The 20,912-nt window shown below is 70.2% G+C and carries 14 protein-coding genes and 1 pseudogene; 10 read left to right on the top strand and 5 right to left on the bottom strand.

Going from position 1 to position 20,912, the window contains the following annotated elements:
* The first annotated feature begins 173 nt into the window (after positions 1 to 173).
* A complete protein-coding gene (locus M4V62_RS13485) occupies positions 174 to 1,598 on the top strand; it encodes a sugar porter family MFS transporter (protein WP_249587508.1) in 1,425 nt (474 codons plus the stop codon).
* Positions 1,599 to 1,642: 44 nt separating this feature from the next.
* Here the strand turns inward: M4V62_RS13485 and M4V62_RS13480 are convergent, their stop codons facing one another.
* A complete protein-coding gene (locus tag M4V62_RS13480) occupies positions 1,643 to 2,623 on the bottom strand; it encodes an LLM class flavin-dependent oxidoreductase (RefSeq protein WP_249587507.1) in 981 nt (326 codons plus the stop codon).
* Positions 2,624 to 2,713: 90 nt separating this feature from the next.
* Entirely contained in the window at positions 2,714 to 4,153 is a 1,440-nt protein-coding gene (locus tag M4V62_RS13475) for a purine-cytosine permease family protein (RefSeq protein ID WP_249587506.1), read from the bottom strand.
* Between the two features lie 198 nt (positions 4,154 to 4,351).
* Here M4V62_RS13475 and ftsY point away from each other — a divergent pair, with 198 nt between their 5' ends.
* A complete protein-coding gene (gene ftsY / locus M4V62_RS13470; RefSeq protein ID WP_249587505.1) occupies positions 4,352 to 5,575 on the top strand; it encodes a signal recognition particle-docking protein FtsY in 1,224 nt (407 codons plus the stop codon).
* Between the two features lie 93 nt (positions 5,576 to 5,668).
* Here the strand turns inward: ftsY and M4V62_RS13465 are convergent, their stop codons facing one another.
* Positions 5,669 to 6,331, bottom strand: coding sequence for a bifunctional DNA primase/polymerase (locus M4V62_RS13465; protein ID WP_249587504.1), 663 nt, complete (start codon positions 6,329 to 6,331; stop codon positions 5,669 to 5,671).
* A gap of 422 nt (positions 6,332 to 6,753) precedes the next feature.
* On the opposite strand from M4V62_RS13465, the gene nsdA reads away from it, so the two are divergent.
* The 6 genes from nsdA (at position 6,754) to ftsH (ending at position 16,575) form a co-directional block, all read left to right on the top strand.
* Positions 6,754 to 8,229 (top strand): transcriptional repressor NsdA, encoded by a 1,476-nt coding sequence (gene nsdA, locus M4V62_RS13460; protein WP_249587503.1) that lies wholly within the window; start codon positions 6,754 to 6,756, stop codon positions 8,227 to 8,229.
* 297 nt (positions 8,230 to 8,526) lie between these two features.
* A complete protein-coding gene (locus M4V62_RS13455) occupies positions 8,527 to 9,894 on the top strand; it encodes an ammonium transporter (RefSeq protein WP_249587502.1) in 1,368 nt (455 codons plus the stop codon).
* On the top strand, positions 9,891 to 10,229 hold the full coding sequence (locus M4V62_RS13450; protein ID WP_249587501.1) for a P-II family nitrogen regulator: 339 nt from the start codon (positions 9,891 to 9,893) through the stop codon (positions 10,227 to 10,229). The genes M4V62_RS13455 and M4V62_RS13450 overlap by 4 nt, the downstream gene beginning before the upstream one ends.
* Before the next feature lie 67 nt (positions 10,230 to 10,296).
* Positions 10,297 to 12,762 carry a [protein-PII] uridylyltransferase gene (locus M4V62_RS13445; RefSeq protein WP_249587500.1) on the top strand — a complete coding sequence of 822 codons (2,466 nt, stop codon included), beginning with the start codon at positions 10,297 to 10,299 and terminating at the stop codon, positions 12,760 to 12,762.
* Positions 12,763 to 12,968: 206 nt separating this feature from the next.
* On the top strand, positions 12,969 to 14,528 hold the full coding sequence (ffh, locus tag M4V62_RS13440; RefSeq protein WP_249587499.1) for a signal recognition particle protein: 1,560 nt from the start codon (positions 12,969 to 12,971) through the stop codon (positions 14,526 to 14,528).
* A gap of 106 nt (positions 14,529 to 14,634) precedes the next feature.
* Positions 14,635 to 16,575 carry an ATP-dependent zinc metalloprotease FtsH gene (gene ftsH, locus M4V62_RS13435; RefSeq protein ID WP_249587498.1) on the top strand — a complete coding sequence of 647 codons (1,941 nt, stop codon included), beginning with the start codon at positions 14,635 to 14,637 and terminating at the stop codon, positions 16,573 to 16,575.
* 48 nt (positions 16,576 to 16,623) lie between these two features.
* On the opposite strand, the gene M4V62_RS13430 is transcribed toward ftsH, so the two are convergent.
* On the bottom strand, positions 16,624 to 17,247 hold the full coding sequence (locus tag M4V62_RS13430; protein ID WP_249587497.1) for a maleylpyruvate isomerase family mycothiol-dependent enzyme: 624 nt from the start codon (positions 17,245 to 17,247) through the stop codon (positions 16,624 to 16,626).
* 70 nt (positions 17,248 to 17,317) lie between these two features.
* Here M4V62_RS13430 and M4V62_RS43890 point away from each other — a divergent pair.
* Positions 17,318 to 18,219 (top strand): annotated as a pseudogene (locus M4V62_RS43890) (LysR family transcriptional regulator).
* 10 nt (positions 18,220 to 18,229) lie between these two features.
* Here M4V62_RS43890 and M4V62_RS13420 read toward each other — a convergent pair.
* Positions 18,230 to 19,093, bottom strand: coding sequence for a class I SAM-dependent methyltransferase (locus tag M4V62_RS13420; RefSeq protein ID WP_249587496.1), 864 nt, complete (start codon positions 19,091 to 19,093; stop codon positions 18,230 to 18,232).
* Between the two features lie 216 nt (positions 19,094 to 19,309).
* Here M4V62_RS13420 and proS point away from each other — a divergent pair, with 216 nt between their 5' ends.
* Complete coding sequence (proS, locus tag M4V62_RS13415) at positions 19,310 to 20,725, top strand: proline--tRNA ligase (protein WP_249587495.1); 1,416 nt, start codon at positions 19,310 to 19,312, stop codon at positions 20,723 to 20,725.
* Positions 20,726 to 20,912 lie beyond the last annotated feature (187 nt).

Raw genomic sequence — 20,912 nt, 5'->3', positions numbered from 1 at the left:
AGCCTCAGGCGTCCCTTAAGTTCACAGGAACCCAGGTATTGACTTCGAAACTTGAAGGCATAGTCTCTGCAACGTTGCTTTTACCTTCAGGTGGTGGGCGGCGTGAAGTTGTGCGCCACTTGAAGTGCTCACCCCCACCCCCGGCGATGTTGCCGGTGGCCCGAGGAGTCCATGTGACCAGCACAACGAAGGCGCCGCAGCCCGAAGGCAGAGAGGCCAGGCCGGACCATCTCGGCCATGTCATCTTCATCACGGCGGCCGCCGCCATGGGCGGCTTCCTCTTCGGCTATGACAGCTCTGTGATCAACGGCGCGACCGTCGCCATCCAGCACCGCTTCGACGTCGACGCGAACATGCTCGGCTGGATCATCGCGACCGCACTGCTCGGCTGCGCCCTCGGCGCGGCGATCGCCGGGCGCATCGCCGACCGCATCGGCCGCATCCGCTGCATGCAGATCGCCGCCGTCCTCTTCGCGGCGAGCGCCGTCGGTTCCGCCCTGCCGTTCGCGGCGTGGGACCTGACGATGTGGCGCTTCATCGGCGGCATCGGCATCGGCATGGCCTCCGTCATCGGCCCTGCCTACATCGCCGAGGTCGCACCGCCCGCCTACCGAGGCCGGCTCGCCTCCTTCCAGCAGGCCGCGATCGTCATCGGCATCGCCGTATCCCAGCTGGTCAACTACGGCATCCTGAAGCTGGCGGACGACGACCAGCGCGGCAAGCTGATGGGCCTGGAGGCCTGGCAGCTGATGCTCGGCGTCATGGTCATCCCGGCCGTCCTGTACGGCGTGCTTTCCTTCGTCATCCCCGAGTCGCCGCGCTTCCTGATCTCCGTCGGCCGTGACGTCGAGGCGAAGAAGGTGCTCGGCGAGGTCGAGGGCACCAAGATCGACCTGGACGCGCGCGTCACCGAGATCGAGGAGGGCATGCGCCGCGAGCACAAGTCCTCGTTCAAGGACCTGCTCGGCAAGGTCGGCTTCCTGCCGATCGTCTGGATCGGCATCGGCCTCTCGGTGTTCCAGCAGCTCGTCGGCATCAACGTGATCTTCTACTACTCGAACCAGCTGTGGCAGTCGGTCGGCAAGGACCCGAGCAGCTCGTTCCTGTACTCGTTCGAGACGTCGATCGTGAACATCATCGGCACGGTCATCGCGATGATCTTCGTCGACCGCATCGGCCGCAAGCCGCTGGCCATCATCGGCTCCGCCGGCATGGCGCTCGCGCTCTTCACCTGCGCCTGGGCGTTCTCGTACCGCACCGGCTCCGGCGACAACGTCACGCTGCCGAACGCGCAGGGCCTGACGGCGATCATCGCCGCCAACTTCTTCGTGCTCTTCTTCGCCCTCTCCTGGGGCGTGGTGGTCTGGGTCCTGCTCGGCGAGATCTTCCCGAACCGGATCCGCGCCGCCGCACTGGGTGTGGCCGCGTCGGCGCAGTGGCTCGCCAACTTCGCGATCACCAAGACGTTCCCGAGCATGTCCGAGTGGAGCCTGACCGGCTCGTACATCATCTACGGCGCCTTCGCCGTGCTCTCGATCCCCTTCGTCATGAAGTTCGTCAAGGAGACGAAGGGCAAGACCCTGGAGGAGATGGGCTAATCCCCGCTGCCCCTCCTCTGAGGAAGCTGCCCCGGTTCAAGGACCTATTCCTTGAGCCGGGGCAGTACGTTTTCGCAGAAGTGGTGCAGGCTGCGCCATCCCTCGTCCACCGGCATCCCTCCCGAGAGCGGATGCAGTACGAGATTGGCGGCGCCGCCCTGCACATGGGCCACGCACTCGTCGGGCGTGAGGATGCGGTAGACGCCCTCGGCGCGCAGCTCGTCGACCGTCGTGGCGGTGGACTTCACCGCCGAGCGGATGTCCTTGGACTGCCAGGAGGCGTACGTGCGGGCCTCGTGCAGGAAGTGCTCGCCGTGCTCGGCCCAGGTGCGGTCCGGGTCGTCGGCGATGTGCAGGAGCGAGGTCTCGGCGGCGGGCATCATCGTCCAGCCCTCGGTGCCGTACTCCGCGAGGCGGTCGTTGTAGTACGCCTCAAGGTCCGGCAGATGGGCGCTGGGGAAGAACGGCAGGCCGAGCCGGGCCGCGCGCCGGGCCGCCGCCTGTGAGGAGCCGCCGACCAGGAGCATCGGGTGGGGCTGGGTGTACGGGCGCGGGGTGACGCGCACGGTCCGGCCGCGGAACTCGAAGGGCTCGCCGGTCCACGCCTGCAGCAGGGTCTCCAGGAGCTCGTCCTGGAGCTTGCCGCGCCGCTTCCAGTCGACGTCGAACGCCGCGTACTCCTCGGGCCGGTAGCCGATCCCCGCCACCGTCACCAGACGGCCGCCGCTGAGCAGGTCGAGCACGGCGATGTCCTCGGCGAGCCGCAGCGGATCGTGCAGCGGGCCGATGATCGCGGAGACCGTGACCGCGATGCGCCGGGTCGCGCCGAACACCGCGCCCGCGAAAGTGAAGGGCGAGGGCAGCCAGTTGTTGCCGACGCCGTGGTGCTCCTCGGTCTGCACGGTGGAGATGCCCCGGTCATCCGCGTACGTGGCCATCTCCAGGGCGGCCTTGTAACGCTCGCTCAGCGAGGCGGGTGTGGCGTCCGGATCGACGAGGTTGAAACGTACGACTGTGACGGGCATGGAAACGTCCCCCTTCACCGTGGGTGGGCGAAGAGGGACGTTAGATGACGCGGTGTCAGATGACCAGTGTGCGGGGGCAGTTGTTCCGCATCAGGCCGAGATCAGCTCGGTCTCGCCCTTGCCGTCGGGAGCCTCGGCGGCCGGGGTCCTCGGCAGCACCGCGTACAGCGCGGCCGCGATGAGGATCGTGGCCAGCCAGCCCAGGCCGTTGCGGCCGATCCAGGAGGTGGCGAGCGGGCCGCTGAACCAGTCGACCTTCGTGAAGAGCAGCCCCGCCACCAGGGCGATGGCCCACGCGGTCATGGCCTGCCAGGCGAAGCCCGCCTTGTACCAGTAGGCGCTGGTGCGCTTGGTGTCCATCAGCGCCTCGCCGTCGTACGTCTTCCTGCGCAGCATGTCGACGCCGAAGACGCCGATCCAGGCGGAGAACGCGACGGCGAGCAGGGTCAGGAAGGAGATGAACGAGCCGATGAAGCTGGTGGCCACGTTCATCAGGAGGTAGCCGAAGATCAGGCTGATGATGGCGTTGATGGACACCGCCCACGTGCGCGGGACCTTGATGCCCAGCGTCATCGCGGTGAAGCCCGCGGAGTACATCGACATGGAGTTGATCAGGAGCATGCCGATCAGGGCCATCACCAGGTACGGCACGGCGATCCACGTCGGAAGGAGCTGGCCGAGAAAGGAGACCGGGTCCGAGGCGTCCGACAGGCTCGGCGTGCTGACCGCCATGACCGCGCCCATCAGGACCATCGGTACGACGACGATGCCGGCGCCGCCGATGGCGTTGCCCACCAGGGCCTTGCTGGAGGCCTTGCGCGGGAGGTAGCGCGTGAAGTCCGGGCCCGTGGGGACCCAGCTGATGCCGCCCGCTGCGATCACGCCCACGCCCGCGACCATCGCCGCGGTGGAGCCCGCGGGGCGCGAGAAGACGTCCGACCAGGGCGTGTTGGCCACCAGGTAGACCAGGACGAGGACGCTGAACGCGCCGAAGAGGTACGTCGCCCAGGTGTTGCAGATGTGCAGGACCTTGCGGCCCAGGCCGCTGATCAGGAACGTACAGGCGACGAAGGCGACCAGTGTCACGACCGTCAGCCACGTGCTGGACTTCACGCCGAAGCAGATGTCCAGGACGGTGATGATCGCGTACGCGCCCGTGACCGCGTTGATCGTCTCCCAGCCCCAGCGGGCGACCCAGATGAGCGAGCCCGGGAAGAGGTTGCCGCGCTGGCCGAAGACCGCGCGCGAGAGCGTCATGCCGGGGGAGCCGCCGCGCTTGCCCGAGATGGAGATCAGACCGACCATGCCGTAACTCAGGACGGGTGAGACGAGGGCGACGACCAGGGCCTGCCAGAAGTTGAGGCCGTTGGTCACGATGAGGCCCGCGCCCATGGTGAGGAGCAGGACGCTGATGTTGGCCGCCACCCAGGTGGGGAACAGCTCGCGGGTCCGGCCCGTGCGCTCGGAGTCGGGGACGGGCTCGAGGCCGCGTGTCTCCAGGGCGCCTTCGGTTTCGGCGGTGGTGCTCATGGGGTGGGGTCCGTGCCTCTCGCTCGGATCGCAACGCCGCGATCCGTCCGTGGGGGTGATCGCGTTGGACTCTACGCGCGTTGATGCGGAGAGCTCCATCGTACTTTAGTCCGAGTAGTGCCCTCTATGAGCTTATGTTCTTTGGAGGAAGCTACAGCCTGGGCCCGTGTTGCCCCCATGGCTGATACTGGGTGGGTTATGGAAATCGTCATCCTTGCTGTAGTCATCGCCGTGGTCGTGATCGGCGCGCTCGGCGGGCTCGTGATCGGCAGCCGCAAGAAGAAGCAGCTGCCTCCGCAGGCCCCGTCGTCCACGCCCACCATCACCGCCCCTCCGGCCGAGCCGCATATCGGCGACGAGGCCGAGACGCCGCGCGACGAACCGCGCCGCACGATCGAGGAGGTGGAACTCCCGGGAGCCTCAGCCGAGGCGCCGGTCGTCACCGAAGAGGCCCCCGAGGCCGCCCCGGAGATCGAGACCCCGGAACCCACGGCAGGTCGCCTGGTCCGTCTGCGCACGCGGCTCTCCCGCTCGCAGAACGCACTCGGCAAGGGGCTGCTCACGCTCCTGTCCCGCGAGCACCTGGACGAGGACACGTGGGAGGAGATCGAGGACACGCTCCTCACCGCCGACGTCGGCGTCGCCCCCACCCAGGAACTGGTCGAGCGGCTCCGCGAGCGCGTCCGTGTGCTCGGCACCCGCACCCCGGACGACCTGCGCGCGCTGCTCCGTGAGGAACTCCTCGCGCTGCTCGGCACGCGCGAGGGCGCGGAGTTCGACCGCGCCGTGAAGACCGAGTCGGGCCTGGAGACGCCCGGCATCGTGATGGTCGTCGGCGTGAACGGCACCGGCAAGACCACCACCACCGGCAAGCTCGCCCGCGTCCTCGTGGCCGACGGCCGCTCCGTGGTCCTCGGCGCCGCGGACACCTTCCGCGCCGCCGCCGCCGACCAGCTGCAGACCTGGGGCGAGCGCGTCGGCGCGCGCACGGTGCGCGGCCCCGAGGGCGGCGACCCGGCGTCGATCGCCTTCGACGCGGTCAAGGAAGGCATCGCGGAGGGCGCCGACGTCGTCCTCATCGACACCGCGGGGCGCCTGCACACCAAGACCGGCCTCATGGACGAGCTCGGCAAGGTCAAGCGCGTCGTCGAGAAGCACGCGCCGCTGGACGAGGTGCTGCTCGTCCTGGACGCCACGACCGGGCAGAACGGCCTGGTGCAGGCGCGCGTCTTCGCTGAGGTCGTCGACATCACCGGCATCGTCCTGACGAAGCTGGACGGCACGGCCAAGGGCGGAATCGTGGTCGCCGTCCAGCGGGAGCTGGGCGTGCCGGTGAAGCTGGTCGGGCTCGGCGAGGGCGCGGACGATCTGGCTCCGTTCGAGCCGGAGGCGTTCGTCGACGCGCTCATCGGTGACCAGTAGGCCGCGTCCGGCGGATCAGTAGGAGACGTACGCCAGAGAAATGCCCCACCCCGGGGTGCAGCCGGGGTGGGGCATTTCCGTGTGCGGGCGTGTCTACGCCGGGGAGCGGTGCGCCACGTAGGCCAAGGTGCCGAGCACCAGCCGTGCCTGCGGGGGGTGCGTCGCCGAGTCCAGGTCGGGGGCGCGCAGCCAGCGGACCGGGCCGAGGCCCGCGCGGTCGGACGGCGGGGCCGTGATGTGCGTGCCGGGGCCCAGGCCGTGCAGGTCGATGCCGGCGTCGTCCCAGCCCATGCGGTAGAGCAGCTGGGGGAGTTCGGCGGCGGCGCCGGGGGCGACGAAGAAGTGCGCGCGGCCCTGAGGGGTGGCTGCCACCGGGCCGAGCGGCAGGCCCATGCGCTCCAGGCGGACCAGCGCCCTGCGTCCGGCGGCCTCGGCCACCTCGATCACGTCGAAGGCGCGCCCCACGGGCAGCAGCACGGCGGCGCCGGGGAACTGGGCCCAGGCTTCGGTCACTTCGTCCAGCGTGGCCCCCGCGGACACCTCGGGGGCGAACTCCAGGGGGTGGGCGCCGGGGGCGGCGCAGTCGGCCGCGCCGCAGGAGCAGCGGCCGTCCAGGGCACGTGCGCCGGGGACGGCGGCCCATCCCCACAGCCCGGTGTACTCGGCCACCGCGGTGCAGTCCGACGTGCGGCCGCGCCGCCGTGAACCGGTGCGGGGCTTGTCGGTTCCCCGGATGCCGCCGATCGTGAAGCCCATGCCCCCTCCAACGGGTCGAGCGCGGTGTGGTTACGTGACGGAATCGGATCGTGACCCTGTGCTTTTGTTCAGGTGCCCGGTGGCCTGAGGGGGGTGCGCTCGGTCATGCGCGCCCCTAAGTGCTCCCTTCCGCCCACCTTCGGTCGTCCACTGTCAAGTCAATCGCTTGTGGCGGGCCGGGAGTTCATTCGAAGGGGTGGCGAATGGTGGCGTTTCCGCGATCGCCCTCGCCGGAGGGGTGATCGTAGGATTACTTTCAGTGCACGGACCCTAAGTGCTGTGCACTCGTGGGTATGCCGGAGGCAAGTCGGTTTCCTGTTCGATGGGTGACGTTCTCCGGACGGAGAGCCGCAACGCGCGGCATTCTGGTAGGGCTTGGCGTGAGACCGCGCGTAAGTGTCTTGAGGGATGGGGGCGTTCCAGTGGGCGGCAACGGCGGAAGTGGTGCGAACACTGAGAAGCGCCCCAACGAACTGCTCAATTCCTGGTTCGTGCGCAGCGGCTGGTCCAAGGGCGAGCTCGCGCGCCAAGTGAACCGCAGGGCACGGCAGTTGGGCGCCCATCACATCTCCACCGACACCTCGCGCGTACGGCGCTGGCTGGACGGCGAGAATCCCCGCGAGCCCATTCCGCGCATCCTCTCCGAGCTGTTCTCCGAGCGGTTCGGCTGTGTCGTCGCGGTCGAGGACCTCGGCCTGCGCGCCGCGCACCAGTCACCCTCCGTCTCGGGCGTCGACCTGCCCTGGACCGGCCCGCAGACCGTCGCGCTCATCAGTGAGTTCTCGCGCAGCGACCTGATGCTGGCCCGGCGCGGTTTCCTCGGCACCTCGCTCGCGCTCTCCGCGGGCCCCGCCCTCATCGAGCCCATGCAGCGCTGGCTCGTCCCAGGACCGACGACCCCGGTCGGTGACCCCGAGCCGTCCACGCCGTCCCGCAGGCCCGGCAGGCTCTCCAAACCGGAGCTGGACCTCCTGGAGTCCACGACCGTGATGTTCCGGCAGTGGGACGCGCAGTGCGGGGGAGGGCTGCGGCGCAAGGCGGTCGTCGGTCAACTGCACGAGGTGACGGACCTGTTGCAGGAGCCCCAGCCGGAGGCCACGTCCAAGCGGCTCTTCAAGGTCGCGGGCGAACTGGCCGAGCTGGCCGGCTGGATGAGCTATGACGTAGGGCTCCAGCCCACCGCCCAGAAGTACTTCGTCCTGGCCCTGCACGCCGCGAAGGAAGCGGGCGAGAAGCCGCTCGGTTCGTATGTCCTGTCCAGCATGAGCCGCCAGATGATCCACCTCGGGCGGCCCGACGACGCGCTCGAACTCATCCACCTCGCGCAGTACGGAAGCCGTGACTGCGCGAGTCCCCGCACCCAGGCCATGCTGTATGCGATGGAGGCCCGCGCCTACGCCAGCATGGGCCAGCCCGGCAAGTGCAAGCGGGCCGTGCGCATGGCCGAGGACACCTTCGCCGACGCCGATGACTTCGACGAGCCCGAGCCCGACTGGATCCGCTTCTTCTCCGAGGCCGAGCTGAACGGCGAGAACGCCCACTCGTTCCGCGACCTGGCCTACGTGGCGGGCCGCAGCCCCACGTACGCCTCGCTCGCCGAGCCCGTCATGGAGCGCGCCGTCGACCTCTTCGGCAAGGACCCCGAGCACCAGCGTTCGTACGCACTGAACCTCATCGGGATGGCCACGGTCCACCTGCTCCAGCGCGAGCCCGAGCAGAGCACCGTGCTCGCCGGTGAGGCCCTCACCATCGCCAAGAAGGTCCGCTCCGAGCGGGTCAACACCCGCCTTCGCAAGACCGTGGACACCGCCGTGCGGGACTTCGGTGACATCGCCGAGGTCGTGCAGCTCACCGACCAGCTCGCCATCGACATGCCGGAGACCGCGGAAGCGGTCTGACGGCGCCCCACCAGAACTCCGGTCGCGGCCGGACCATCCCGAACTGCCCGACTCGGCTCCCCCACGCCAGGTCAATCGGATGGCCGCCGCGGCCGGTTTTTTGCCGTGTGCGCAGGGTATGAAACCGCGCCCCGCCTGACCCGGCAGTTCATGGACGCGTAACACGCACGACCTCTTCGTCACTGCGGCGAAACATCGAGGGGCACCCCCGGAAATGGCGCTGCGCCAATCTCCGCACAACGGCCCACCCCGCCCAGCCCGCCCGCACGGGCCGCATACGACGACGAGGAGACGCCGATGCCCCCAGGCATCACGATCGCCGCAGACGCCCCGCAGCTGTCTGCCGCCAACACCGGGTTCATGCTCATCTGTTCCGCCCTGGTGATGCTCATGACGCCGGGACTCGCCTTCTTCTACGGAGGCATGGTCCGCGTCAAGAGCACGCTGAACATGCTGATGATGAGCTTCATCAGTCTGGGGATCGTCACCATCCTCTGGGTGCTGTACGGCTTCTCCATCGCCTTCGGCACCGACCACGGCAGCCTCTTCGGCTGGTCCTCCGACTACGTCGGCCTGAGCGGCATAGGGCTCAACGAGCTGTGGGACGGCTACACCATCCCGGTGTACGTCTTCGCGGTCTTCCAGCTGATGTTCGCGATCATCACGCCCGCGCTGATCAGCGGTGCGCTCGCCGACCGCGTGAAGTTCACCGCCTGGGCGCTGTTCGTGGCGCTCTGGGCCACGGTCGTCTACTTCCCGGTCGCGCACTGGGTGTGGGGCGCGGGCGGCTGGGCCTTCGAGCTCGGCGTCATCGACTTCGCAGGCGGCACGGCCGTGCACATCAACGCGGGTGCCGCGGCGCTCGGCGTGATCCTGGTCATCGGCAAGCGCGTCGGCTTCAAGAAGGACCCGATGCGGCCGCACAGCCTGCCGCTTGTCATGCTCGGCGCCGCACTGCTCTGGTTCGGCTGGTTCGGCTTCAACGCCGGATCGTGGCTGGGCAACGACGACGGCGTCGGCGCGATGATGTTCCTGAACACGCAGGTCGCCACCGCCGCGGCCATGCTGGCCTGGCTCGCCTACGAGAAGATCCGGCACGGCGCGTTCACCACGCTCGGCGCCGCTTCGGGTGCCGTCGCCGGTCTCGTCGCGATCACCCCGTCCGGCGGCTCCGTCTCGCCGCTCGGTGCGATCGCCGTCGGAGCCATCGCTGGTCTGCTCTGCGCCATGGCCGTCGGCCTGAAGTTCAAGTTCGGCTACGACGACTCCCTCGACGTCGTCGGTGTCCACCTCGTCGGCGGTGTCGTGGGCTCGCTGCTCGTCGGCTTCTTCGCCACCGGCGGCGTCCAGTCCGACGCCAAGGGTCTCTTCTACGGCGGCGGCCTCGACCAGCTGGGCAAGCAGGCCGCCGGTGTCGGCGCCGTCCTCGCGTACTCCCTGATCGCCTCCGCGATCCTCGCCCTCCTGGTCGACAAGACCATCGGGATGCGGGTCAGCGAGGACGAGGAGGTCGGGGGCATCGACCAGGTGCAGCACGCCGAGACCGCGTACGACTTCAGTGGAGCGGGCGGTGGCACGGCTCCCCGTACCGCCTCCGTGCCCGGCCCGCCGGCCCAGGACGCCGGTAAGGCTGCGAACGAGAAGAACAAGAGGGTGGACGTATGAAGCTCATCACCGCGGTCGTCAAGCCGCACCGGCTCGACGAGATCAAGGAAGCCCTCCAGGCCTTCGGCGTCCAGGGCCTGACCGTCACCGAGGCCAGCGGCTACGGCCGCCAGCGCGGCCACACCGAGGTCTACCGTGGCGCGGAGTACACCGTCGACCTCGTGCCGAAGATCCGGATCGAGGTCCTGGTCGAGGACGACGACGCCGAACAGCTCGTGGATGTCGTGGTGAAGGCCGCCCGAACCGGCAAGATCGGGGACGGCAAGGTCTGGAGCGTCCCGGTCGAGACGGCGGTACGGGTGCGGACCGGCGAACGCGGACCGGATGCGCTGTGAGCTCGGCCGGCAAGGACCGAGCTGCCAGAGCTGAGCGGAACTGAGCGGGACTGACAGGAGCTGCTGGGTGACGAGTGTGGACGTACGTACTGAATCGGACTCGGAAGACTCCGGACCCAGCGGCTATGCGGCGGCCCGGCTGCGCCTCCTTCAAGGGGAGGCGCAGTCCGGGCCGCCGCGCCGTTCGGCCCTCGCCGACCTCACGGACGACTGGCTGACCGGGCTCTTCACGGCCGCGGGCGCGCCGCGTGGGGCCTCGCTGGTCGCGGTGGGTGGCTATGGGAGGGGCGAGCTGTCGCCGCGCAGCGACCTCGACCTGCTCCTGCTGCACGACGGCAGTGCGGACGCCGGTGAGGTGGCGGCCCTCGCGGACCGCATCTGGTACCCCATCTGGGACCTCGGGCTCGCGCTCGACCACTCCGTGCGGACCCCGGCGGAGGCGCGCAAGACCGCGGGCGAGGACCTCAAGGTGCAGCTGGGGCTGCTTGACGCGCGGCACGTCGTGGGCGACCTCGGTCTGACCGCCGGGCTGCGTACGGCGGTGCTCGCCGACTGGCGCAACCTCGCGCCGAAGCGGCTGCCGGAGCTGCGGGAGCTGTGCGAGGAACGGGCCGAGCGGCAGGGGGAGTTGAGCTATCTCCTGGAGCCGGACCTGAAGGAGGCCCGGGGCGGGCTTCGGGATGCGACCGCCTTGCGGGCCGTCGCTGCTTCGTGGCTGGCCGACGCGCCCCGGGAGGGGCTCTCCGACGCCCGGCGGCGACTCCTTGACGTGCGGGACGCGCTGCATCTGACGACGGGCAGGGCCACGGACCGGCTCGCGCTGCAGGAGCAGGATCAAGTCGCCGCGGAATTGGGTCTGCTGGACGCCGACACGCTGCTGCGGCAGGTGTACGAGGCGGCGCGCACGGTGTCGTACGCGAGTGACGTGACGTGGCGCGAGGTGGGCAGGGTGCTGCGGTCCCGGTCCGTGCGGCCTCGGCTGCGGGCGATGCTGGGGGGCGGCAAGGGGGCCGCTGCCGAGCGGTCGCCGCTGGCCGAGGGCGTGGTGGAGCAGGACGGGGAGGTGGTCCTCGCGCGGGCGGCCAGGCCCGAGCGTGATCCCGTGCTGCCGCTTCGGGCGGCTGCCGCCGCCGCCCAGGCCGGGCTGCCGCTCTCGCTGCACGCGGTGCGCAGGATGGCGGCGGCCGTGCGGCCGCTGCCGACTCCGTGGCCCGCGGAGGCCCGGGAGCAGTTGGTGACGCTCCTTGGGGCGGGGCGGCCGACGGTCGAGGTGTGGGAGGCGCTGGAGGCCGAGGGGCTCATCACCCGGCTGCTGCCCGACTGGGAGCGGGTGCGGTGCAGGCCGCAGCGCAACGCCGTGCACACGTGGACGGTGGACCGGCATCTGGTGGAGACCGCGGTGCAGGCCTCGGAGCTGACCCGGCGTGTGGGGCGGCCCGACCTGTTGCTGGTCGCCGGGCTGCTGCACGACATCGGGAAGGGGTGGCCGGGGGACCACTCCGTGGCCGGCGAGATCATCGCGCGGGACGTCGCCGCGCGGATCGGATTCGACCGGGGCGACGTGGCGGTTCTGGCGACGCTGGTGCGGCACCACTTGCTGCTGATCGAGACGGCCACGCGGCGGGACCTCGACGACCCGGCCACGGTACGGGCGGTCGCGGACGCGGTGGGGTCGGCGGGCACGCTGGAACTGCTGCACGCGCTGACGGAGGCGGACGCGCTGGCCACCGGTCCTGCGGCGTGGTCCGCCTGGCGGGGTTCGCTGGTCGCCGATCTGGTGAAGCGGGTGGGGGCGGTGCTGTCGGGGGAGGAGCCGGAGGCGGCCGAGGACGTCGCTCCGACCGCCGAGCAGGAGCGGCTCGCGGTGGAGGCGTTCCGTACGGGTGGGCCCGTGCTGGCGTTGCGGGCGCAGACGGAGGGGGCCGAAGACGCTGCCGGGAATCCCGAGCCACTGGGGGTTGAACTGATCATCGCGGTGCCGGACCAGCCTGGTGTGCTGTCCGCCGTCGCGGGGGTGCTCGCGATGCATCGCCTTGCGGTGCGGACGGCGGAGCTGCGGGGGGTCGGGCTGCCGTCCGGCCTCGAGGACTCGGTACTGCTCCTGAACTGGCGGGTCGCCGCGGAGTACGGCTCCCTGCCGCAGGCCGCGCGGCTGCGGTCGGATCTGGTGCGGGCCCTAGACGGGTCGCTGGACATCGCGGCGCGGCTGGCGGAACGGGACGCGGCGTACCCGCGACGCAGGGGGACGGTGGCACCGCCGCCGCGCGTGACGGTGGCGTCGGCGGGCTCGCGCCTGGCCACGGTGATCGAGGTGCGGGCGCAGGACGCCCCGGGCCTGCTGCACAGGATCGGGCGGGCTCTGGAGTCGGCGGGGGTGGTGGTGCGCAGTGCGCATGTGTCGACGCTGGGGGCGAATGCGGTGGACGCGTTCTATGTGACGGAGTCGGGTGCCGGGGCGGGTACGCCGTCGCCGCTCTCGGGGGAGCGGGCGGTGGGGGTGGCTCGGGCGGTGGAGGAGGGGTTGCGGGGGTAGGGGGCCGCCCCCGCAACGGGTAGGGGACCACCCCGCTCCGGGGCAGGGGGCCACCCCGCTCCGGGGCAGGAAAACCCGGCCCAGATGCTGCGCTCCCACGCGCCGAGTGGGACAGATACCCTGGAGGGCGACCTATCCGCCCTCCCCCTGGTTCTCGGCTCTGTTCGAGCAGGGGGCGCCCTTCGACCCGAGGATTCGCGACCGCCGTGTTCGACACTCTCTCCGACCGCCTCGCAGCGACATTCAAGAACCTCCGGGGCAAGGGCCGCCTGTCCGAGGCGGACATCGACGCCACGGCGCGCGAGATCCGCATCGCCCTGCTCGAGGCGGACGTCGCCCTCCCCGTCGTCCGGGCCTTCATCAAGCAGGTCAAGGAGCGCGCCGCCGGGGTCGAGGTCTCCCAGGCCCTGAACCCCGCCCAGCAGGTCATCAAGATCGTCAACGAGGAGCTCGTAGGCATCCTCGGCGGCGAGACCCGGCGCCTGCGGTTCGCCAAGAACCCGCCGACCGTCATCATGCTCGCCGGTCTGCAGGGTGCCGGTAAGACGACCCTCGCCGGAAAGCTCGGCCTCTGGCTGAAGGGGCAGGGCCACTCCCCGCTCCTGGTGGCCTGCGACCTCCAGCGGCCCAACGCCGTGAACCAGCTGTCCGTCGTCGCCGAGCGCGCCGGCGTCGGCGTCTACGCCCCGCAGCCGGGCAACGGCGTGGGCGACCCGGTCCAGGTGGCCAAGGACTCGATCGAGTTCGCCAAGACCAAGCAGTACGACGTCGTCATCGTCGACACCGCCGGCCGTCTCGGCATCGACCAGGAGCTGATGCAGCAGGCCGCGGACATCCGCGACGCCGTCAGCCCGGACGAGGTCCTCTTCGTCGTCGACGCCATGATCGGTCAGGACGCCGTCAACACGGCGGAGTCCTTCCGCGACGGCGTCGGCTTCGACGGCGTGGTGCTCTCGAAGCTCGACGGTGACGCCCGTGGTGGTGCCGCGCTCTCCATCGCGCAGGTCACCGGTCGCCAGATCATGTTCGCCTCGAACGGCGAGAAGCTGGACGACTTCGACGCGTTCCACCCGGACCGCATGGCGTCCCGCATCCTCGGCATGGGCGACATGCTCACGCTGATCGAGAAGGCCGAGCAGACCTTCTCCCAGCAAGAGGCCGAGAAGATGGCCGCCAAGCTGCAGAGCAGCAAGGGCGGCAAGGACTTCACGCTCGACGACTTCCTGGCCCAGATGGAGCAGGTCAGGAAGATGGGCAGCATCAGCAAGCTGCTCGGGATGATGCCCGGCATGGGGCAGATCAAGGACCAGATCAACAACCTGGACGAGCGGGACGTCGACCGCACCGCCGCCATCATCAAGTCGATGACGCCCGCCGAGCGCGCGGACGCGGCGATCATCAACGGCTCGCGCCGCGCCCGTATCGCCAAGGGCTCCGGCGTCGAGGTCAGCGCCGTCAAGAACCTGGTCGAGCGCTTCTTCGAGGCCCGCAAGATGATGTCGCGGATGGCCCAGGGTGGCGGAATGCCGGGTATGCCCGGGATGCCGGGCATGGGTGGCGGCGCCGGCAAGCAGAAGAAGAAGAAGCAGAAGCAGGCCAAGGGCAAGCGGAAGTCGGGCAACCCGATGAAGCGCAAGCAGGAGGAGCAGGAGGCCGCCGCCCGCCGCGAGCAGGCCGGTCAGGAAGGCGGCGCCTTCGGCCTTCCCGCCGGACAGCAGGGGCAGAACTTCGAGCTGCCGGACGAGTTCAAGAAGTTCATGGGCTGACGCCTCACCTCTCGTACGCCGCCTGGGGCGCCCCTCTGCCGAGAGGGGCGCCCCAGGCGTTTTCGGCGCAGGTGCCCAGCCCCTGTTTGTGTCGTAACGTCCTCATATGAGCAACCCTGTGCCGCCGCGCCAGGCGCCCGACCAGCCATGGCGCTCCGAGGGCGCGCCCCCGCCCGAGCCCAAGCCGCCGCCCAAGAAGAAGATGCCGGGCGGGTGGGGCGGGCTCATCCTCACCGCGCTCATCGTCTATCTCATCGCCAACCTCGTGCTCTCCTTCTTCAACGAGGGCGACGAGCCGACGATCTCGTACACGGAGTTCAGCAAGCAGGTCGACTCCGGCAACGTCACGAAGATCTACGCCAAGGGCGACGCGATCCAGGGCCAGCTCAAGAAGGAGCAGGAGAAGCCGGGGGACGAGAAGGGGAAGTACACCAAGTTCACCACCCAGCGGCCCGCCTTCGCCGACGACAAGCTCTGGGACGACCTCACCAAGCACGACGTCACCGTCACCGCCGAGCCCGTCGTGCAGGAACGCAGCTTCCTCTCCAACCTGCTCATCTCGCTCGCCCCGATGCTGCTCCTCGTCGTTCTGTGGATCTTCATCGCCCGGCGGATGAGCTCGGGCATGGGCGGCGGCGCCGGCGGCATGCTGGGCCGCAAGACACCGCCGAAGCCGGTGGAGCTCGAACCCGGTGACAAGCGCACCACCTTCGAGGACGTGGCGGGCATCGACGAGGTCGAGGGCGAGCTCAGCGATGTCGTCGACTTCCTGAAGAACCCCGCCGCCTACCGCGAGATGGGCGCCAAGATGCCGCGAGGCGTGCTGCTCGCGGGCCTGCCCGGCACCGGCAAGACGCTGCTCGCGCGGGCCGTCGCCGGTGAGGCGGGGGTGCCCTTCTTCTCGGCGTCCGCCTCCGAGTTCATCGAGATGATCGTGGGCGTCGGCGCCTCGCGCGTACGTGAACTCTTCGCCGAGGCAAGGAAAGTCGCGCCGTCGATCATCTTCATCGACGAGATCGACACCATCGGCCGGGCGCGCGGCGGCGGCAGCGGGATGGGCGGGCACGACGAGCGCGAGCAGACGCTGAACCAGATTCTCACCGAGATGGATGGTTTCTCGGGCTCCGAGGGCGTCATCGTCCTCGCGGCCACCAACCGCGCCGACATCCTCGACCCGGCCCTGACCCGCCCCGGACGCTTCGACCGGGTCGTCACCGTCAGCCCGCCCGACCGCGGCGGACGCGAGGCCATCCTCAAGATCCACACCCGTGAGATCCCGATGGCCGATGACGCCGACCTCGCCCAAGTCGCTCGTACGACACCGGGGATGACCGGCGCCGAACTCGCCAACCTCGCCAACGAAGCCGCCCTGCTGGCCGTCAAACGCAAGCAGAAGGAAGTCACGCAGTCCGACCTCTCCGAGGCCCTGGAGAAGGTCCAGCTCGGCGCCGAGCGGCCGCTGGTCATGCCCGACGAGGAGCGGCGGCGCACGGCGTACCACGAGAGCGGGCACGCCCTGCTCGGCATGCTGCAGCCCGGCGCCGACCCGGTCAGGAAGATCACCATCGTGCCCCGTGGGCGCGCCCTCGGCGTCACGCTGTCCACGCCGGACTCCGACAAGTACGCGTACACGGAGGAGTATCTGCGCGGCCGTATCGTCGGGGCCCTGGGTGGCATGGCGGCCGAACACGTCGTCTTCGACGCCATCACCACGGGCGCCGAGAGCGACCTCGAACAGGTCACCAACATCGCCCGCGGCATGGTCGGCCGCTGGGGCATGAGCGAGCGCGTGGGCCGCCTGTCCGCGCTGCCGAGCGACGCCCAGCAGGCCTACGGCCTTTCGGCCGCCCCGGTCACTCTCGACACCATCGACCACGAGATGCGACGGATCGTCGACGAGTGCTACGAGAGCGCGTGCCGCCAGTTGAGGGACCACCGGGACCAGCTGGACGCCCTGGCCGCCGCGCTCCTGGAGAACGAGACGCTTGAGGAGGAGGCGGCCTACCGCGTCGCCGGCATCACGCGGCTCACCAAGGACGCCGACTAGACCGCTCGACCGGACCGCTCGACCGGGCCCCTCGATTAGACCGCTCGACTAGACCGCTTCGGCGGCGAAGCGGCTCTGCGGCTTCCCCCGGAGGCGGCCCGGGGGGAGCTTCCTGCCGTACAGGACAAGGAGGAGGTCCTGTGCGGAGCCGGTCAGGGGAGTGCCGGTGCCGTAGCTCCAGTCGAGGTCGTCGGCGCGCAGCTCGACGCCGCCGACGTCCGCCCCGAAGAACCTCGTGCTCCTGGGCGTGACCTTCTTAAGAAGGACGCCTACACGGTCCAGGGGAACCCTGCGTCCGACCCCTAGGGCGACCGAGATGTCCAGGCCGTGCACCACGTCGTGGCCCAGCGCTCCCTCGATCCCGGTCAGGGGCGGCTGCCAGGGATGGTCCGCGTTGTCCCTGAGGAACGCGGCGAGCTGCTCGGTCGAGTGGGCGGCGGCGTCCCTGCGGGCGCAGCGGTCGGTCATCCGGTTCAGGCTCCCGCGCGCCTTGACGAGTTCGGCCAGCGTCTTCGGGAGCGAGGAGCGAAAACCCAGCGACATGTGGGCCGCCACGTCCCGGACCCGCCACCCCGCGCAGAGGGTGGGCGCCTCCCACTGGGCGGGCGACAAGGCGTCGAGCAGGTCGGCGAGGTCACGGCGTTCGGCGGCGACAGCGGTTCTGATGTCCACTCCTCCAGGGTGGAGAGCGCCTCGCCATAAGTCCAAGAGCTGGATGTTCTGGCAGCTAGCATGCCCAGTTATGGAACTCCGCCAGCTCCAGTACTTCGTCGCCGTCGCGGAGGAGGCCAACTTCACCCGCGCCGCCGAACGCCTGCACCTGGCCCAGCCGGGAGTGAGCGCCCAGGTCCGGCAGTTGGAGAAGGAGCTCGGGCAGCGGCTCCTGGACCGCTCGGGGCGGTCGGTGACGCTGACGGAGGTGGGCGAGGCCGTCCTGCCGCTGGCGCGGGCCGCGCTCGCCGCCGTCGAGGGAGTGCGGCACACCGCGGAGGAGTTCACCGGACTGCTCCGCGGCCAGATCGCGCTCGGTCTGGTCTCCGGCGCGGCCACCCATGAGTTCGACGTGGTCTCCGTCCTGGCCGACTTCCACGACGACCACCCCGACGTCGAGATCGCCCTCACCGAGGACAGCTCGGACCGGATGCTGGCCGCGGTGCGCGCCGGCGAACTCGACATCGCCTCCTCGGCCTCACCGACGAGGAGCCCCCGCCGGGCATCTCCCTGCGGATGGTGATCGACGAACCCCTGGTGGCCGTCGTGCTCCCGGGCGACGCACTCCTCGCGCCCGAGGGGCGTACGACCGTTCCGCTGGCCGCGCTGCGCGACCGCCCGCTGATCAGTCTGCCGCGCGGCACCGGCGTGCGCGGCGTGCTCGACCGCGCCTGCGCGCAGGCCGGCATCCGGCCCCGCATCGCCTTCGAGGCGGCCGCCCCGCAGGTCCTGGTGCAACTCGTCGTCCGCGGCCTGGGCGTGGCCGTCCTGCCGGCGCTCGAACCCCGCACGGCGGCCGCGTACGGGCTGCGGACGCTGGAGATCACGGATCCGAGGCCGCGGGGCAGGATCGCCCTGACCTGGCGCACGGACGGGCCCACGAGCCCGGCGGCCAGGGTGCTGCTCGACCGGCTTCAGACAGCTCTGGGCTGAGGCCGGCCCGCTACCGCGTGCGCGCGATCAAGTACCGGAAGACGTTGGGCATCCACACGGTCCCGTCCCGCCGCTTGTGCGGATGCAGGGCCTCCGTCAGCTCCTTGTCGACCTGCACCTGATCCGTCGCGCCCACCGCAGCGTCGAACAGCCCCGTCGAGAGCAGACCGCGGACCGCGCTGTCCGTGTCCGCGTACCCGAAGGGGCATGCGACGCGTCCCGAGCCGTCCGGCTTGAGGCCCGCCCGCTGGGCGACCTCCTCCAGGTCGTCGCGGAGCGCGGGGCGCCAACTTCCCGTACTGCGCAGCGGATCGGCGAGCTTGGTCGCCACCCTCAGTACAGAAGAGGTCGTGCAGCGCTCCGGAGGACCCCATCCGGCAAGGACCACGGGGGTGCCGCTCCCGGTCAGCGGGACGGTGGCCTCCAGGAGGCCGGAGAGGCCTTCGGAGTCACCCGCCGTGCAGCCGATCGGCTGGAACGCGGTCACCATGGTGAAGGCGGGCACGTCCGGCCCCGACACGTCCTCGGGGCCGCCCTCCACGAGCCGGGTGTCGCCGTGGGGCCGTCCCTCCGGGCTCGCCTCGGGTGAGAGGCGTTCGCGCGCCAGGGCGAGCCGTTCGGGTGCCGAGGGGTCGACGCCGGTGACCGACGCGCCCCGTGACGCCGCCATCAGGAGGGCGAGTCCGGAACCGCAGCCCAGACCGAGAAGCCGTGTTCCGCTGCCTACGTCGAGTCGTTCGTACACCGCTTCATAGAGCGGAACCAGCATCCGTTCCTGGATCTCCGCCCAGTCACGCGCGCGTGCGCACCGGTCCACACCGCGGGGAGTCGTGCCCGCGTGGGGGAGGTGCGGCTGCGCGAGTGTAGGTGTCATCGAAAGCGCCCCAATCCGCCGAGAGTTGCTGGAGTGTCGTATTCAAACGTTTCGTCCGCCCCCGTGCAGTGCGCTCGCACTCCCCCCGTATGCCAGAGAACTCCGCATCCGTCGCGGCGTCCAGAGGTTGTGGGGCAATGCTTGCGTGCCACCGTCGTGCGCCCCCTGGAGGAATTCAATTCACGCTCTCCGGAGGTCCGCCGTACCATGCGCGCCATGGCTAAGGCACCCGTTCTCACGCCCCGGGCGGAAGACTTCCCGCGCTGGTACCAAGACCTGATCAACAAGGCGGAGCTGGCCGACAACGGCCCGGTGCGCGGCACCATGGTCATCCGACCGTACGGCTACGGCCTGTGGGAACGGATGCAGCAGGACATGGACGCCCGCATCAAGGAGACGGGTACCCAGAACGCGTACTTCCCTCTCCTCATCCCCCAGTCGTATCTGACCCGGGAGGCCGAGCACGTCGAAGGCTTCGCCCCCGAACTGGCGGTCGTCACGCACGGCGGCGGCAAGGAGCTCGAAGAGCCGGTCGTCATCCGCCCCACCTCCGAGACGATCGTCAACGAGTACTTCTCCAAGTGGGTGCAGAGCTACCGCGACCTGCCGCTCCTGATCAACCAGTGGGCGAACGTGGTCCGTTGGGAGCTGCGGCCCCGGCTCTTCCTGCGGACGTCGGAGTTCCTCTGGCAGGAGGGCCACACGGCCCACGCGACGTACGAGGAAGCACGCGATTTCGCCGCCCGCATCCACCGGGACGTCTACGGAGCCTTCATGCGGGACGTCCTCGCGATGGACTTCGTCCTGGGCCGCAAGACCGCCCAGGAGCGCTTCGCGGGCGCCATCAACACCCTCACCCTCGAAGGCATGATGGGCGACGGCAAGGCCCTCCAGCTCGGCACGAGCCACGAGCTCGGCCAGAACTTCGCCAGGGCCTTCCACACGCAGTACCTCTCCAAGGAGGGCAAGCAGGAGCTCGTCTGGCAGACCTCCTGGGGCAGTACGACGCGGATGATCGGCGCCCTGGTGATGATGCACGGGGACGACAGCGGCCTGCGGGTCCCGCCGCGCCTCGCTCCGGTCCAGGCCGTCGTCCTGGCCATCAAGGGCGACGACGCGGTGCTCGCCAAGGTCCGCGAGATCGGCGAGCGCCTGAAGGCCGCGGGCGTGCGCGTCCAGGTCGACGACCGCACGGACACCCCCTTCGGGCGCCGCGCCGTCGACTGGGAGCTCAAGGGAGTGCCGGTCCGCGTCGAGGTCGGCCCGCGCGACCTGGAGAACGGCACCGCGATGCTGGCCCGCCGCATCAGGGGAGGCAAGGAGCCGGTCGCGATCGACTCTCTCGCGGCGCTGCTGCCCACCGTCCTCGAAGAGGACCAGAAGCTGCTCCTGGACCAGGCCCGCGAGCGCAGGGAGTCGCGCACCTCGGACGTCAGCACCGTCGACCAGGCGGTGGAGGCCACAGCCGCGGGCGGCTGGGCGCGCATCCCCTGGGCCACGCTCGGCCCGGAGGGCGAGGCGAAGCTGGCCGAGCACTCCGTGTCCGTACGGTGTCTGGTCGCGGAGGACGGGGCGGTGCCCGACGCCGATGAGACCCCCGGTAACGTCGCTGTGGTGGCCCGCGCCTACTGACGGGTGTGCCTCCGGTACCAGCGCGCCCGTTCCCGGCTCGTACGCCTGCCCAGGCAACACAAGCCCCGGCGTGCGGACTTCTTCTACGCGCCGGGGCGTACGCGCTACTACGTACCGGCTTGCCATGACCTGCGAGGCTTCTGGGCAGATCAGCGCACCCGCCCTCGTCTTGACGCATCAATGGCAA

The organism is Streptomyces durmitorensis (genome assembly GCF_023498005.1).
GTDB classification, from domain to species: Bacteria; Actinomycetota; Actinomycetes; order Streptomycetales; family Streptomycetaceae; genus Streptomyces; species Streptomyces durmitorensis.
This window is presented reverse-complemented; position numbering and strand designations above follow the sequence as displayed.